Below are 14,471 nucleotides of genomic sequence, written 5' to 3'. Positions count from 1 at the left end.
TACGACCCAGAATATTCCGGGCCTGCCGAGCGGTCAACTCCCGCGGGACTATTGCGAGTCGACGAATTTGGTGCATACTGGGTTACACATCCCAAAAATGCTACTCCAGGCCACGTGGCGCAGGAGGAATTCCATGCCGGCTGTTCATCATCGTTACGCGACCATCGACGGCCATCGGCTGTTCTATCGGGAGGCCGGGGACGCGGACAGGCCGGCGTTGGTTCTTCTGCACGGGTTTCCGACCAGCTCCCACATGTTCCGGCATCTGATCCCGGCACTCGCCGACCGTTTCCACGTGATCGCGCCCGACCACCTGGGCTTCGGGCTTTCTGATGCCCCGGCCGTCACCGAGTTCGACTACACCTTCGATGCTCTGACTGACCTGACCGTCGGCCTGCTGCGCGGCCTCGGCATCGACCGGTATGCGATGTACGTGCAGAACTACGGCGCGCCGATCGGTTGGCGGCTGGCGCTGCGCGATCCGTCCGCCATCACGGCGATCATCAGCCAGAACGGGAACGCCTACGACGCCGGCTTCGTGGAAGGCTTCTGGAAGACCGTGTGGGCCTACCAGGCTGACCCGACCACCGAGACCGAGACGCCGATACGCCAATTCCTCAGCCTCGATGCCACCCGGTGGCAGTATCTCACCGGCGTGGCCGACGAGACACTCGTCGATCCCGACTGCTGGGAGCACGACTTCGCGTTGCTTTCGCGACCCGGCAACGACCTGGTGCAACTGAAACTGTTCCGCGACTACGCCACCAACGCGCCGATGTACCCGCAGGTGCACGAGTATTTTCGCGCCACCCGGGTACCGCTGCTCGCGGTGTGGGGCCGGGGTGACGAGATCTTCGGACCCGCCGGCGCCGAAGCGTTCGCCGACGACCTTCCCGACGCGCAGATTCATCTGCTCGACGGCGGGCACTTCCTGCTGGAGTCCGCACTCGACGAGGTCGCCAGGCTGATCCGCACCTTCTCTGGGAACGCGTGCCCGCCTAGCCGGGGCCCGCGCGCGGCACGGACCGCAATGGGCTGCATATCCCATAATCGGCGGCGCTCGCGGGTTAGCCTGACGCGATGGCCTATCCCGATGTTCAGGACGAACAACGGTTGACCGCCAAGGGGCGTGCCACCCGCGACAGGATCGTGCAGGCCGCCGCCCAGCTGATCGTGACCGAGGGCCTGTCGGCCGCCAACATGGAGAACGTGCGCAAGGCCGCCTCGGTGAGCGGCTCTCAGCTCGCCCATTATTTCGCCGACAAGGGCACCCTGATTCGCGCCGTGATCAGGCGACAGATCGGCGTGGTGCTGGACTTCCACCGCCAGCCCACACTTGGCGACCTGGACACGTTCGACGACTTCGAGCGTTGGATCGATCTGAACCTACGTTATCTCCGCCGCATCGGAACCTCCGGTGGCACACCGACCTACCACGCGCTGACCGCGCAGCTGGCCAAGTCCGACGACGCGACTCGCGCGACGTTGGCGACGGGCTACTGGCAGTGGGTGGATTTGCTCGAGGTCGCGATTCAGCGGATGAAGGACAACCGGGCCCTGATCGCGAGCGCCGACCCGCGGAAATTGGCGCTCGCGATCATCAGCGCCCACCAAGGCGGTGCCACGCTGGCCTTCACCTACCGGGCGGAGTGGCCACATGCCGACGCCACCCGGTTCGCGGTCAACTATCTGCGAATGTTTGCCACCGACCCCGAAGAACGCGTGCCGCGGCCTCCACGCCGTCCCGGTGGTCGACGTGGAAAGCCCAGGGCGACAACGTGACTGACGAGAGGCCGCGATTCACCCGCAAGGGACAGGCGACCCGGGCCCGCATCATCGATGTCGCGGCCCGGCTCATGTTCGAGCGCGGCGTGGCCAACACCAGCATCGACGAGGTACGCGGCACCGCCGGGGTGGGCGGATCGCAGATCTCGCACTACTTCCGCGACAAACGCGACCTGACCCGCGAGGTCATCGCCGCGCGCCGCGATGACGTCGTCGAGTTTCACACCCAACCTCGGCTCGGCACGCTCGACAACATCGAGGCACTGCAAGCATGGGCCGACGCATGCGTCGCCGACATCGACACCGTGTACCGGCTGGGCGGATGCGTCTACGGTTCGCTGGCCGGCGAACTGATCGAGGCCGACGACGAAGTTCGCGACGACCTCGCGCACGGCTACGACCAATGGCTCGAGCTGTTCCGCACCGGCCTCGACGCGATGCGCCGCCGCGGCGACCTGCGCGCCGACGCAGACCCGCGCCACCTGGCCGCCTCGCTGGTCATCGCGCATCAGGGCGGTGCGATGGTCACACACGCCACCGGCGAGGCCGAGCCGCTGCGGGTCGCGGTCAACGCCGCGGTCGACTACGTGCGCTCCTTCACCACCGCACCGCGGCGGCAAAAGAACGCCACGCGCAAACGCAAGTCCTGAACGCCGCGACGACCGATTGGCACGTCTCGCGGGCTGGACAATTTTGGGCTAGGTAGCCCATAATTATGGGTCATGCGCCCCATAATTTTCAGGCGCATCGATACCGAAGTCTGGCCGACCATTTGGAACGAGGAATGTCATGGCCACCACGAGCGGCGCTGCCCCCACCCTGCCGACCTCCCCGGCCGTGGTCCGGGAGCAGCCCGGCGGCGACACGATGCGGGCGATCATCCTGACCGGGTTCGGCGGGCTCGACCGCCTGGTGCACACCGAGATCCCCAAGCCGTTGCCCAAAGCCGGCGAAGTGGTGATCGAGGTCAAGGGCTTCGGCATTAACCATGCCGAGATACACATGCGCCGAGGAGAGTGGGCCGAAGCCGCCGAAGTCAGCGGTATCGAATGCGTCGGCATCGTCGACTCGTGCCCGGGCGGCGAGTTTCCGGTCGGCGCCAAGGTCGCGGCCCTGATGGGTGGCCTGGGCCGGACTATCAACGGCAGCTACGCGGAATACACCCGGGTACGCGCGGCGAACGTCACCCTGATGGAATCCGACCTCCCGTGGTCGCAACTGGCGGCATTGCCGGAAACTTATGCGACGTCCTGGACGTGCCTGTTCCGCAATCTCAAGCTGACATCGGGACAGACGCTGGTGATCCGCGGCGCGACGTCGGCGTTGGGCCAGGCCGCCCTGAAGATGGCGGACATCACGGGAGCCAACATCATTGCGACCGCGCGCAGCGAGAAGCGTTTTCCCTTGCTGCAGCGGCTCGGCGCTCCTCGCGTCGAGGTGGAGCGGCCCGACCTTGCGGCTCATATCGCCGAGGCCAAGCAGATCGACGCGGTGCTCGACCTCGTCGGCAACAGCACCATCCTCGATTCCCTGGACATGCTGCGTGTCGGCGGCACCGCCTGCCTCGCGGGATGGCTGGGCGGCCTTGACCCGATTGGGGATTTCAACCCGTTGGCGCGCATGCCCAGCGGCGTGAGCTTCAGCTTCTTCGCCAGTCCCGTCTTCGGGAACCCAGGTTTCGAGGTGTCCGACATACCGCTGAGCGAGATCGCCCGGGAGGTGGCTGACGGCACTCTCGACGCGAAGCCCGCGCGCGTGTTCTCGTTCGACGACATTCGCGAGGCACACCGAGTAGCCGAGTCCGGAGAAGCTGGCGGCAAGATCGTCGTGGTCATGGACTGACACACGACACGACCCGCCCGCTCGCGCGAAAGACAAGGAAAGACTATGGGTTTGGCATGGCAACAAGGTCCGCTGGCGACCGCGTCGATCGGACACTTCCTCACCGAACAGCCGATGCCGCCCCGCCTGCTATTCGCGGAGCCGTTGCGCCGGCGCTTGCGGGTGCGGTTTGGCGAGCGGTGGGTCGCCGACAGCGAAGACGTGGTCTTGCTGCATGAGCCGGGACGGTACCCGGTGGCCTACTTCCCGACCGGTGACATCGAAGCGGGCATCCTGGTCTCCGAGGACCGGGTGACGCCACATAAAGGCCTGGGCGACACCCAATGGTTCACCGTCCGGGTCGGTAAGCACGAGGCGCAGCACGCCGCTTGGCAACACGTCGAGTTACCACGACACGCCGCCGTATTGGATGGAAGGGTAGCGTTCGCATGGCGTGGGATGGATGCCTTCTATGAGGAAGACGAACGCATCGTCGGGCATGCCGCCGATGCCTACCATCGCATCGACATTCGCTCGACCTCAAGGCATCTCGTCATCCGCGATGGCGATCGGGTGGTTGCTGATACACGGCACCCTTTGGCGCTGTATGAATCCGGGTTTGCCCCACGCTGGTATGTACCACGCAATGATGTCGACGAGTCCGCACTCGAATCCGTTGACGGACAAACCTTCTGCCCCTACAAAGGCATCGCCTCCTACTACGACGTCGGCGAGCGCAAACGTGCGGCCTGGTCCTACGTGAATGCGTGGACCGAGGTCGAGCGGGTGAGCAACCTGGTGTCCTTCGAGCCGGACAAGATCGACGTCTACCTCGACGGCGAGCAGCTGCACCTCGAGCCCGGCCAGACCGTCATTCCGCACGGCGTCGACCGCGGGCTGGACACCGATGAGGTGTTGGGAAAGCATTAGGCATGCCGATGACACCGTCTGTCCTGGTATTCGACGTCAACGAGACTCTGATCGATATCGAGTCCATCGCACCGCTTTTCGGAGAGTTGTTCGGCGACGAACGGGTGCTGCGCGAATGGTTCGGCCAGCTCGTCACGTACTCGATGACGGTCACCCTCGCCGACATGTATGTGGACTTCTTCACGATCGGTCGCGGCGCATTACGCATGCTGGCCGATATCTACGGAGTGGAAGTCGCCGACGCCGACGCGCGTCGCCTCCAGGAACAGATGCGCACCATGCCGGCACACCCTGACGCCCAAGGAGCCCTCACCGCACTGCGCGACAACGGTTTTCGCCTGGTAACGCTGACGAACTCGCCACACCGACCCGGAGTTTCGACGCCGTTGGACAACGCAGGGCTCGCATCGCTATTCGATCGACAGCTCAGTGTGGAATCGTGTCGCGCCTTCAAGCCCTCGCCCGTGGTCTACCGGCACGCATGCGAGGCGCTCGGCGTGGCAGCCACCGAGTGCATGATGGTGGCCGCCCACGTGTGGGATCTGCTCGGCGCGCACAATGTCGGCTACCGCACCGCCCTGATCACCAGGCCGGGTAATCCGCCGCTGCCGGTTGAGGGCCTGCCGCAACCTGATCTCGTGGCAAACGATCTGCACCAACTCGCCGAGCAACTGATCACCGGGCCACGCCCCAGTGACGGGCCGCCGCCCAGCTCGACATACTGACCCGAAAGCGAGGCGATTCCGACGATGGCGTCCGACACGGAAGTCGACGTGATGATACTCGGCGCGGGACCAATCGGACAGAGTGCGGCAGAGCGCGCCCGAGCCGCGGGATTAGGCGTCGCGGTCGTCGAGCGCGAGTTAGTCGGGGGTGAATGTTCGTATTGGGCCTGCGTGCCCAGCAAGGCGTTGCTGCGACCGGTGCTCGCCGTGTCCGATGTGCGCCGCGTCGACGGTGCTCGCGAAGCGGTCACCGGGCGGATCGACCCCACCGGTGTCTTCGGCCGACGAAATCGCTACGTGACCAACTGGGACGACACCGGCCAGGCCGAGTGGGTGGCCGGAATCGGAGCGACACTGGTGCGTGGGCACGGCCGGTTGGACGGTGCCCGGCGGGTCGTCGTCGCGACAGCAAGTGGTGACGCGCTCACGCTAACTGCCCGGCACGCGGTGGTTGTGTGCACTGGGAGCAAGGCCGCGCTGCCCGACGTGCCCGGCCTCACCAAGGCCCGACCATGGACAAATCGTCAGGCGACCGACAGCAGCGATGTCCCCGACCGCCTCGCAGTGGTCGGCGCCGGCGGTGTCGGGGTCGAAATGGCAACGGCATGGCAAGGGCTCGGTTCCTCGGTGACGTTGCTGGCGCGGGGCTCCGGTCTGTTGCCGAAGATGGAGCCCTTCGTGGGCGAGCTGATCGGGCGCGGGCTGGCGGACGCGGGTGCGGAGGTGCGGCTAGGTGTGTCGGTGCGCGCGCTTCGTCGACCCGACCCGGACGGGCCCGTCACGATCGAACTCGACAATGACGATGAATTGCTGGTCGACGAAATACTTTTCGCAACGGGCCGCGCGCCGCTTACTGACGACATCGGTCTGGACACAGTGGGATTGACGCCGGGTAGCTGGCTCGAGGTCGACGATACCTGCCGGGTGAAAGCCATCGAGGACGGTTGGCTCTACGCGGCCGGCGACGTGAATCACCGTGCCCTGTTGACTCATCAGGGCAAGTACCAAGGGCGCATTGCGGGCGCGGCGATCGGAGCCCGCGCCGCCGGGACACCGCTGCATACCGAGCCCTGGGGTACCCATGCCACGACTGCCGATCACCACGCCATACCGCAGGCGTTCTTCACCGATCCCGAAGCAGCCGCCGTCGGCCTGACGGCCGAGCAGGCCGTGCAGTCCGGTCATCGGGTACGCACCGTCGACATCGAAATCGGTGACGTCGTCATGGGAGCCAAGCTGTATGCCGATGGCTACACCGGCCGTGCGCGTATGGTGGTCGATGAGGATCAGCGCCATCTGCTCGGCGTGACTTTGGTCGGGCCGGGTGCCACCGAAATGTTGCACTCAGCCACCATCGCCGTCGCCGGCCAGGTTCCCATCGATCGGTTGTGGCACGCGGTGCCGTGCTTCCCCACGATCAGTGAGCTGTGGCTGAGATTCCTTGAGGCCTACCGGGATTCGGATAGCCGATAGTTGCGAAGGGGGCGGGGATGGCTACCGCGGACGGATTTCACCCAGACTTCGACGGCACTTCACAGCGGGTGCCGCAGAGCCGGGTGCACCACATCAAGGCGTCGGAGATCAGCTCCGATACCGCACAGTCGGAAGGACTGCGACGGTTTGCGGCGCTGTCCGGCAAATCGGTCGGCGCCGAGAAGCTATGGATGGGTGAGACCCACGCATTACCCTCGACCGTGTCGTCCAATCATCACCACGGCGAGTCGGAGACAGCGATCTATGTGCGAAGCGGCAACCCCGAGTTCGTCTTTCACGACGGCGTCGACGAGGTACGCATCACGGCCGCACCCGGCGACTACGTGTTCATCCCGCCGTTTCTGCCGCACCGCGAAGAGAATCCCGACCCGAACACGATCGCGGAGGTCGTGATCGCACGCAGGAGCCAGGAGGCCATCGTGGTCAACCTGCCCGCCCTGTATCCACTCGAAAGCGGTCAGTAGACCGCGATTTCGACGAGGTTGCCGTCGATGTCGCGGCAGTAGTGCGAGGTCATCGGCCCCAGTGCGCCGGTCTTGCTGACGGGTCCCGACGCGATCTCCACGCCGCACGCCTCGAGATGTGCGCGGACCTCGTCGGGACTGGACGCGGTGATAAAGCACAGGTCTTCCGAACCCGCCGCTTCGACGGCTCCGGTGACCCAATCGGGGTCGTCGGCGAGCGCGCCGACGGGCCGCAGGTTGATCTTCTGATTTCCGAAGCACAGCGCCGTTCGCTTGGATTGGCCGAACGTCTCGCGCTTCATCCCGAGAACGCGCTCGTACCATGCGGCGGTGGCCTCGACATCGTGGCAATTGATGACGATGTGGTCGAACCGTTCGATGGCGAACCCCACGATTACCCCTCCTGAGCCGCGCTCATCGAGCCGGCGGTGCGCGAAAAACATTCGATACCAGCGTAGCCCGCGCAAGTATGTGAGCCGTCTGTCCCGTCTTCGTCCGCAAACTTCGCGCCCACGACCCGCCGACGGGCAACCGTCCAGAATTTCGTTGCCCAGATAGCCTTGACCGGGCACTGGCGCTGACGCTAGGCGAGTGCTCGGCACACTCCGGTGAGCATGCAGAACGTCGCCGGCCGGTTGAACGTGCCGGTGCGCGTATTGCCCCGATTACGCAACCGATTCAGCTGTATTCCGTTGCGGGACAGTGACTTAACGTGACTAGATCGTTACAATCTCAGCAAATTCTCAACAGATTCTTTGCCGACACATCACCCGACTCAAAGGATCCGTAAAGCCGCAGGCCTCACCATATAATTCATGACCACTGAGGCGTTTTCCGCCGACCTGATCGAACGCTACCTGTGCACCCGCGGCAGCCGCTACTTCCGCGGCCAGCACGACGGTGAATTATTCTACGTCGCCAACACCCGCCCGCGGCGGCTCCATGTCCACCTCGGGATCTCCCGTTGGCACCGGGACGAATTCGCGATCCAAGTCACTCCCGGCTGCTTCTTCCCCGCAACCGACGGCGCCGAGTTGGCCGACCTTGCCGAATCGTGGAATCGCCGCAGCCGTGACGTCGTGGTAACCGTCCGCGGGTCCTCTGACCCGCAGCGGGTTGGCGTCATCGCGCGCAGCTCCCGGAAGATCCGCGAGCCCGTCGCCTTCGACGACTTCGCCACCTACATCGACCACACCATCGCTGCCGCGATCGAGTTCTTCGCCGAGCTGGACTCGGTGGCCGAGTGTCCCGCACAGCCGTTGGTGCTGGACGCCGGCTGAGCGGGCTGATCAGACGGTGTCGGGCCGGGGGTCGCCGAACTCGGCGCGGATCGCGCCGCGCGGGTGCGTATAGCGTTTGAGAAATTGGCGCGCGGTCGGAGTGACCAGCCGCATCGGATAGCGCGCCAGCCGGTCACTGTGCGCGTCTCCACCAGCATGTCCGGCCAGGGATGGCGCTGGAGGTGCAGGGCCCTGTTGCGCACGAGCGGTATCCAGTCCGTCGCGTACCACTAACCCGAGCAGCTTCGGTCATTTCCCGTGCGTGATAGCTCCCAGCAAACGGATATAAAATTCTCTAAAAAAGAGAGTAGCATATGTCGCACGCGGTGTGCCCTCGGGGAACGGCCCCGCGCTGGCAACTGATGATTCCGAATGCAACCGCGGGGGATCGCGATGGGCGACGTCGACAAACACGAAACCGCCAAATGGGATCCGACTTTCACCGAACAGGTGAAGAACACAGTCGGCCCCGTCGTCAACCGCTGGTTTCGGTCCGAGGTGCGAAACCTTGACAACGTTCCGCCGGCCGGAGGGGCTCTGGCGGTGTCCAACCATTCCGGCGGCATCTTCACGCCCGACGTCTTGATCTTCTCCTCAGCCTTCTACGACAAGTTCGGTTACGACCGGCCGGTGTACACCCTGGCCCACTACGGGGTGTTCCTGGGACCGCTGGACGGCTGGCTGCGCCGGGCGGGGGTCATCGAAGCTAGTCGCGAAAATGCCGCCTCCGCACTGCATTCGGGCGCGGTCGTGCTGGTCTTCCCGGGCGGTGACTACGACTCCTACCGGCCCACGCTGAGCGCGAACACCATCGACTTCAATGGCCGCACCGGCTATGTGCGGACCGCCATCGAAGCCGGAGTGCCGATCGTGCCGACCGTCTCGATCGGCGCCCAAGAGACGCAGCTCTTTCTGACCCGCGGCAACTGGCTGGCCCGCAAGCTGGGAATCACCAAGGCCCGCGTGGACATTCTGCCGATCAGTTTCGGCTTCCCATTCGGGCTCAGCGTCATCTTCCCGCCGAACCTGCCGCTGCCGTCCAAGATCGTCACCGAGGTGCTGGAGCCGATCGACGTCATCGACCGGTTCGGCAGGGACCCCGACATCGGTGAGGTCGACGCGCACGTGCGATCGGTGATGGAAGCCGCGCTCAAGAGGCTGGCCGCCCAGCGCCGGTTTCCCATCCTGGGCTAGCTAATGCTTCAGATGCCCGCGATCCACCACGACCTGGCTGCCCGACATGTTCGCAGACCCGTCTCCGGCAAGCCAGGCAACGACATCCGCAATGTCCTCGGGCGTCATGACCTCTTCGGGAGCGCCCAAAGCGCGAAACGGCATGGGGGAAAGGCTATGCAAGTAAGCAGGATGCTCGCTGAGAAACGTCAGCATGTCCACCGAGCTTCCCATCGGCGTGCTCACGGCGTACGGGTGGACGGAATTGACCCGGATCCCGTACTCACCCAATTCCACGGCCAAGGCATTCGTGAGCCCGACCAAACCGTGTTTGGATGCTGAATAGTGGCCGTTGCCAGGTGTGGCCTTCAGCCCGGTAGTCGAGCTGACGATGATGATCGATCCGCCGTTACCGAGGTTGACCATCGCCGGCACCGTGGCACGCAGGGTGCGCCACGTACCACTCAGATTGACGTCGATGACCGTGTCCCAGTGCTCTTCGGACATCTCCCACAACCGGCCGAAACTCAATACCCCCGCGTTGGCGACGACGATGTCGAGCCTGCCGAATTGATCGACGGCATCTGCCACCAACTGCTGCAGATCCGCCAGATTCCGGATGTCGATCTCGCGAAAGAGTGCTTTGCGCCCCGAATCCTCCACTGCCCGTGCCGTTTCCACCAGCTCGGCGGAAGTGGCCGCCGGGTACCGGATGGTGGTAGAAATCGGGGCGCACACGTCGACGGCGACGATGTCGGCGCCCTCGTTGGCAAGGCGGATGGCGTGCGCACGTCCCTGCCCGCGGGCCGCCCCCGTGACGAGCGCGACTCGGCCCTCGAGGGTAGTACCTTTGTCGATCACTGGCTTCCTCCCCAGATGCCGAGAACCTCCAGCCCGATGGTCCGTCCCCTGCCGGGTCCCGACAATGACGTGTCTCCTCACACGACAGAGGCGCTGTCTCCTACGGGCAAGAACCGGTCGACGACGACCCATGGCAAACCCGAAAGCACTACGGCTAGTTGCTTTCAGGTCGCGGCGACACGGCGAGGTGGCGGGTGAAAAGACTTAACGGTATGGACGCGATGCTGCTCTACAGCGAGACGCCGAACCTGCACACGCACACGCTGAAGGTAGCGATCCTCGACCCGTCGGACTTCGACGGGGAGTTCGACTTCGAGGCCTTCCGGCTGCACGTGCGCCGGCGGCTGCACCTGTTGGAACCGTTGCGCTACAAGCTCGTCGACATTCCCGGGCAACTCCATCACCCGATGTGGCAGGAGAACTGCGAGGTCGACCTGGACTACCATCTGCGCCGGGTGCAGGTGCCCGCCCCGGGCGGCCGCTGCGAACTGGACGAGGTCATCGGGCGGGTGGCGTCCACGCCGCTGGATCGCAGCCGCCCACTCTGGGAATTTCATTTCGCCGAAGGGCTAGCCGACGGTCGATTCGCCTTGATAGGCAAGGTGCACCACGCGTTGGCCGACGGCGTCGCGTCGGTCAACCTGCTCGCGCGCGCGATGGACCTCAAGGGTGCGGTGACCGACGAGCGCGACAACGACGAGGCGGGCATCACCGCGACCAAGGGCGATCTGCTACGTGCGGCCGCGAGAGACCATGTCCGGCAGATCGCCGAACTGCCGGGGCTGATCAAAGATGCCGCGGTGGGGATGAGCCGGGTACGACGCCGGTCCAAAGAGCGCGGGGATCACCCGGACCTGGCCGACGCCTTCGCCGCGCCGCCGACCTTCCTCAACCAAGTCGTGTCCCCGCAGCGGCGGTTCACCAGCGCCACGCTGCCACTGCGAGACGTCAAGGCGACCGCCAAGGCGTTGGGCATCACGGTCAACGACATGGTGCTGGCGATAACCACCGGCGGACTGCGCACGCTGCTGCTGGACTATGACGGCGAAGCGCCCCGCCCGATCATCGCCTCGGTGCCCACCGCCACCGACAAGTCGGACCGCATCACCGGCAACGAGATCAGCGGCCTGATGATTTCGCTGCCGGTGCACGTCGCCGACCCTGCCGAGCGGGCGCGGCTGGTCTCCTTGGCGACGCGGATCGCCAAGGAGGACCACGAAGTCATGGGCCCGGAGCTGTACGGACGGTTGATGGCGTACCTGCCGACGGCATTCGCCCCGGCCGCGTTCCGGTGGCTCGGCCGTCACGACGTGCCGAACAAGCTGATGAACGTGGCGGTCTCCAGCGTGGTGGGGCCGCGTGAGCGCGGGCATTTCGGCGGGGCCGCGGTGACCGAGATCTACTCCACCGGAGTGCTCTCGCCGGGCGCACCGGTCAATATCACGGTGTGGAGCTACGTCGACGCGCTCGGGATCGCGGTGCTCACCGACGACCAAACCTTCAAGGACCCGCATGAGGCGACGGACGCGATGACCCAGTCCTTCACCGAATTACGCAGTGCTGCAGGTATTCCCGTGTAGGTGACGTCAGGCGGCGAGCACGGCGTCGAGCGCTGAGTAGAACAGGCCCAGCCCGTCGTCGGAGGGGCCGGTCAACGCCTCGATGGCATGCTCGGGGTGTGGCATCAACCCGACGACGCGGCCGTTGGCCGAGCTGATGCCGGCGATGCCACGCATCGAGCCGTTGATGTTTTCGTGGTACCGAAACACCACCCGTCCCTCGCCCTCGAGTTCGTCGAGCACGCTCTCCGGCGCCACATACCGTCCCTCGCCCGATTTCAGCGGAACCAGCAGGTCGGCGTCGGGCTCGTAGCGCGACGTCCACGCCGTCGCGTTCGATGCCACCCGAAGCCACACGTCACGGCAGACGAAGTGCAGACCGGCGTTGCGGGTCAGCACCCCGGGCAGCAGCCGAGTCTCGCACAGCACCTGAAAACCGTTGCAAATCCCCAATACCGGCATACCGCGGCCCGCCGCGTACACCACTTCGGACATCGCCGGGGCGAAGCGGGCGATCGCGCCGGCCCGCAGATAGTCGCCGTAGGAGAACCCGCCCGGCACCACCACCGCGTCGACCGCCTTGAGGTCGGCGTCCGCGTGCCACAGGCTCACCGCCTCCGCGCCGACGCGGCGCACCGCACGGGCGGCGTCCACGTCGTCCAGCGTCCCGGGAAAGGTGATGACGCCGATCCGCGCCGTCACTGCACTTCCCGGCTGATCGTCCAGTCCTCGATCACGGTGTTGGCCAACAGCGATTCGGCGATCTCGGCGAGCACGGAATCATCGACACTGTCGTCGACTTCGAGCTCAAACCTCTTGCCCTGACGGACATCTGAAATCCCAGGATGTCCGAGTCGGCCCAACGCGCCGACAATCGCCTGACCCTGCGGGTCGAGAATCTCCGCTTTGGGCATCACATGAACGATCACCCGCGCCACCGGCGTTCCTCCTGACGAGTCGCTGTCGGCGCCAACTCTACCGGCGGCCGTTGCTGGACGCGGCTCACGGGCACGAGGCGATGTAGGCCTCGCACAGCGGAGCCGTCATCGAGTCCAGCACCTGGTTGTCCGCGATCGAGGGCCACGGCGGCTGCGGCGGCGCGGTATTCCACAGCGTCAGCTCGCTGATCGTGCTGCTCGCGACGTGTGCGACCAGGTAGGTATGCATGATCACCGGGCCGCTGATGACCGCGGCCATCCGGGTCGGTTCGTCGGTGGTGATCGACGGCGACTGCAACGGCGCCCCCAGCTGACAGCCCCGCAGCAGCGCGATGGCGTTACCGAACACCGAGGACGCGATGGATCCGCCACGGGCGGTGTCACCACGCCAATGCACGATCTGGGCCCTCAGCTGCCATTGGCCGTCCGGGTGAGCCACCGTGGCGCGGGCCGCGACCGCCGAGGCGCGCGGGTCTTGCGCCAGCGGCTGCGCGGCGCACAGCTCCTCGAACCGGAACCGTGGTCCCGCCCCGGTCCCGGTCGTTTGCGCGGACAGGCCCGCGAACGCGGGCCAGTTGTAAGTCGAATTCAGCGGCACGGCCCGCTGTTGCATCCACGCGGTGGAGGGGATCTGGTCGCAGACGGGCGGGCAGGTCTCCGGTTCGGCGGATGCGGGGACCACGAAGATCAGGGCGGCCACCAGGCCACCGGCGACCAGCATCGTCGCGAAAACTACGCGCACACGACCACCCCCGTCAGGGCACAATCGTAGACATGCAACTGACGCATTTCGGACATGCCTGCCTACTTGCCGAGTTCGATCACACTAGCGTGCTCTTCGATCCCGGGACCTTCGCGCATGGGTTCGAGGGCATCACTGGCCTGGACGCCATCCTGATCACGCACCAGCACCCGGATCATGTCGACCCCGCGCGGCTGCCGGCGCTGATCGAGGCCAATCCCCACGCGGCGCTGTACACCGACTCACAAACCGCGGCTCAACTCGACGCCCCCTTCCAACCGGTTCATGCCGGCGACGAGCTGACGGTCGGCGAACTGACGATCCGGGCGCTCGGCGGAAAGCACGCGGTGATTCACCCGGAAATCCCTGTGATAGAGAACCTTTCGTATCTGGTGGGCGACGGCGAGCACCGCGCGCGGTTGATGCATCCCGGTGACGCGTTGTTCGTGCCAGACGAGCCGGTGGACGTGTTGGCCGCTCCCGCGGCCGCCCCGTGGATGAAGATCTCCGAGGCCATCGATTACCTGCGGGCGGTGTCCCCGACGCGCGCGGTGCCTATCCACCAAGGCATCGTCGCTCCCGATGCCAGGGGCATTTACTACGGCCGGTTCACCGAGATGACCGACACCGACTTCCAGGTATTGCCCGAAGAAAGCGGCGTCACCTTCTAGCGGTTGGCTTCCCATGCGAGAGCGGACA

At 65.5% G+C, this 14,471-nt stretch carries 16 protein-coding genes and 1 pseudogene; 12 read left to right on the top strand and 5 right to left on the bottom strand.

Annotated features, from left to right (window positions below; translation table 11 throughout):
* The first annotated feature begins 133 nt into the window (after positions 1-133).
* From G6N54_RS22200 to G6N54_RS22165, 8 genes are all read left to right on the top strand, one after another.
* The gene (locus G6N54_RS22200) at positions 134-1,117 is read left to right on the top strand and encodes an alpha/beta fold hydrolase (protein ID WP_163792042.1); all 984 of its coding nucleotides are present in this window, start codon (positions 134-136) and stop codon (positions 1,115-1,117) included.
* On the top strand, positions 1,081-1,782 hold the full coding sequence (locus G6N54_RS22195) for a TetR/AcrR family transcriptional regulator (RefSeq protein ID WP_163792040.1): 702 nt from the start codon (positions 1,081-1,083) through the stop codon (positions 1,780-1,782). Before G6N54_RS22200 ends, G6N54_RS22195 begins: the two co-directional genes overlap by 37 nt.
* Positions 1,779-2,435, top strand: a complete 657-nt coding sequence (locus G6N54_RS22190) for a TetR/AcrR family transcriptional regulator (protein WP_232072920.1) — start codon at positions 1,779-1,781, stop codon at positions 2,433-2,435. The genes G6N54_RS22195 and G6N54_RS22190 overlap by 4 nt, the downstream gene beginning before the upstream one ends.
* Before the next feature lie 139 nt (positions 2,436-2,574).
* Positions 2,575-3,627 (top strand): zinc-binding dehydrogenase, encoded by a 1,053-nt coding sequence (locus G6N54_RS22185; RefSeq protein WP_197939550.1) that lies wholly within the window; start codon positions 2,575-2,577, stop codon positions 3,625-3,627.
* 45 nt (positions 3,628-3,672) lie between these two features.
* Positions 3,673-4,536, top strand: a complete 864-nt coding sequence (locus tag G6N54_RS22180; RefSeq protein ID WP_163792038.1) for a DUF427 domain-containing protein — start codon at positions 3,673-3,675, stop codon at positions 4,534-4,536.
* Between the two features lie 8 nt (positions 4,537-4,544).
* Entirely contained in the window at positions 4,545-5,261 is a 717-nt protein-coding gene (locus tag G6N54_RS22175; RefSeq protein ID WP_163792036.1) for a haloacid dehalogenase type II, read from the top strand.
* Positions 5,262-5,285: 24 nt separating this feature from the next.
* On the top strand, positions 5,286-6,734 hold the full coding sequence (locus G6N54_RS22170) for a dihydrolipoyl dehydrogenase family protein (protein WP_163792034.1): 1,449 nt from the start codon (positions 5,286-5,288) through the stop codon (positions 6,732-6,734).
* A 17-nt stretch (positions 6,735-6,751) separates the two neighbouring features.
* Positions 6,752-7,219 carry a cupin domain-containing protein gene (locus tag G6N54_RS22165; RefSeq protein ID WP_163792031.1) on the top strand — a complete coding sequence of 156 codons (468 nt, stop codon included), beginning with the start codon at positions 6,752-6,754 and terminating at the stop codon, positions 7,217-7,219.
* On the opposite strand, the gene G6N54_RS22160 is transcribed toward G6N54_RS22165, so the two are convergent.
* Entirely contained in the window at positions 7,213-7,611 is a 399-nt protein-coding gene (locus tag G6N54_RS22160) for a VOC family protein (protein ID WP_232072919.1), read from the bottom strand. The two genes, G6N54_RS22165 and G6N54_RS22160, sit on opposite strands and share 7 nt — an antisense overlap.
* 423 nt (positions 7,612-8,034) lie before the next feature.
* Here G6N54_RS22160 and G6N54_RS22155 point away from each other — a divergent pair, with 423 nt between their 5' ends.
* The gene (locus tag G6N54_RS22155; RefSeq protein ID WP_163792028.1) at positions 8,035-8,499 is read left to right on the top strand and encodes a hypothetical protein; all 465 of its coding nucleotides are present in this window, start codon (positions 8,035-8,037) and stop codon (positions 8,497-8,499) included.
* Positions 8,500-8,871: 372 nt separating this feature from the next.
* The gene (locus G6N54_RS22150; protein WP_179969111.1) at positions 8,872-9,693 is read left to right on the top strand and encodes a lysophospholipid acyltransferase family protein; all 822 of its coding nucleotides are present in this window, start codon (positions 8,872-8,874) and stop codon (positions 9,691-9,693) included.
* Here G6N54_RS22150 and G6N54_RS22145 read toward each other — a convergent pair whose 3' ends face one another.
* Complete coding sequence (locus G6N54_RS22145; RefSeq protein ID WP_232072918.1) at positions 9,694-10,533, bottom strand: mycofactocin-coupled SDR family oxidoreductase; 840 nt, start codon at positions 10,531-10,533, stop codon at positions 9,694-9,696.
* Between the two features lie 194 nt (positions 10,534-10,727).
* Here G6N54_RS22145 and G6N54_RS22140 point away from each other — a divergent pair, with 194 nt between their 5' ends.
* Positions 10,728-12,113, top strand: a complete 1,386-nt coding sequence (locus G6N54_RS22140) for a WS/DGAT/MGAT family O-acyltransferase (protein ID WP_179969110.1) — start codon at positions 10,728-10,730, stop codon at positions 12,111-12,113.
* Between the two features lie 6 nt (positions 12,114-12,119).
* Here the strand turns inward: G6N54_RS22140 and purQ are convergent, their stop codons facing one another.
* The 3 genes and pseudogenes from purQ to G6N54_RS22125 all read right to left on the bottom strand — a co-directional run bounded on the left by purQ (position 12,120) and on the right by G6N54_RS22125 (position 13,828).
* Entirely contained in the window at positions 12,120-12,794 is a 675-nt protein-coding gene (gene purQ, locus G6N54_RS22135; protein ID WP_163792024.1) for a phosphoribosylformylglycinamidine synthase subunit PurQ, read from the bottom strand.
* Entirely contained in the window at positions 12,791-13,030 is a 240-nt protein-coding gene (purS, locus tag G6N54_RS22130) for a phosphoribosylformylglycinamidine synthase subunit PurS (RefSeq protein WP_163792022.1), read from the bottom strand. The genes purQ and purS overlap by 4 nt, the downstream gene beginning before the upstream one ends.
* A 64-nt stretch (positions 13,031-13,094) precedes the next feature.
* Positions 13,095-13,828: pseudogene (locus tag G6N54_RS22125) on the bottom strand (ATPase).
* Here G6N54_RS22125 and G6N54_RS22120 point away from each other — a divergent pair.
* Positions 13,805-14,443: an MBL fold metallo-hydrolase gene (locus G6N54_RS22120; RefSeq protein ID WP_163792020.1), complete on the top strand. Its 639-nt coding sequence runs from the start codon at positions 13,805-13,807 to the stop codon at positions 14,441-14,443. The pseudogene G6N54_RS22125 and the gene G6N54_RS22120 sit on opposite strands and share 24 nt — an antisense overlap.
* Positions 14,444-14,471 lie beyond the last annotated feature (28 nt).

The sequence above is a fragment of the Mycobacterium stomatepiae genome (assembly GCF_010731715.1).
Taxonomy (GTDB): domain Bacteria; phylum Actinomycetota; class Actinomycetes; order Mycobacteriales; family Mycobacteriaceae; genus Mycobacterium; species Mycobacterium stomatepiae.
This window is presented reverse-complemented; position numbering and strand designations above follow the sequence as displayed.

Bases quoted from the DNA above. Each gene is read 5' to 3' on its own strand.
- G6N54_RS22200 (WP_163792042.1), top strand. From the start codon at position 134: ATGCCGGCTGTTCATCATCGTTACGCGACCATCGACGGCCATCGGCTG.
- G6N54_RS22195 (WP_163792040.1), top strand. From the start codon at position 1,081: ATGGCCTATCCCGATGTTCAGGACGAACAACGGTTGACCGCCAAGGGG.
- G6N54_RS22185 (WP_197939550.1), top strand. From the start codon at position 2,575: ATGGCCACCACGAGCGGCGCTGCCCCCACCCTGCCGACCTCCCCGGCC.
- G6N54_RS22180 (WP_163792038.1), top strand. From the start codon at position 3,673: ATGGGTTTGGCATGGCAACAAGGTCCGCTGGCGACCGCGTCGATCGGA.
- G6N54_RS22175 (WP_163792036.1), top strand. From the start codon at position 4,545: ATGACACCGTCTGTCCTGGTATTCGACGTCAACGAGACTCTGATCGAT.
- G6N54_RS22170 (WP_163792034.1), top strand. From the start codon at position 5,286: ATGGCGTCCGACACGGAAGTCGACGTGATGATACTCGGCGCGGGACCA.
- G6N54_RS22165 (WP_163792031.1), top strand. From the start codon at position 6,752: ATGGCTACCGCGGACGGATTTCACCCAGACTTCGACGGCACTTCACAG.
- G6N54_RS22155 (WP_163792028.1), top strand. From the start codon at position 8,035: ATGACCACTGAGGCGTTTTCCGCCGACCTGATCGAACGCTACCTGTGC.
- G6N54_RS22150 (WP_179969111.1), top strand. From the start codon at position 8,872: ATGCAACCGCGGGGGATCGCGATGGGCGACGTCGACAAACACGAAACC.
- G6N54_RS22120 (WP_163792020.1), top strand. From the start codon at position 13,805: ATGCAACTGACGCATTTCGGACATGCCTGCCTACTTGCCGAGTTCGAT.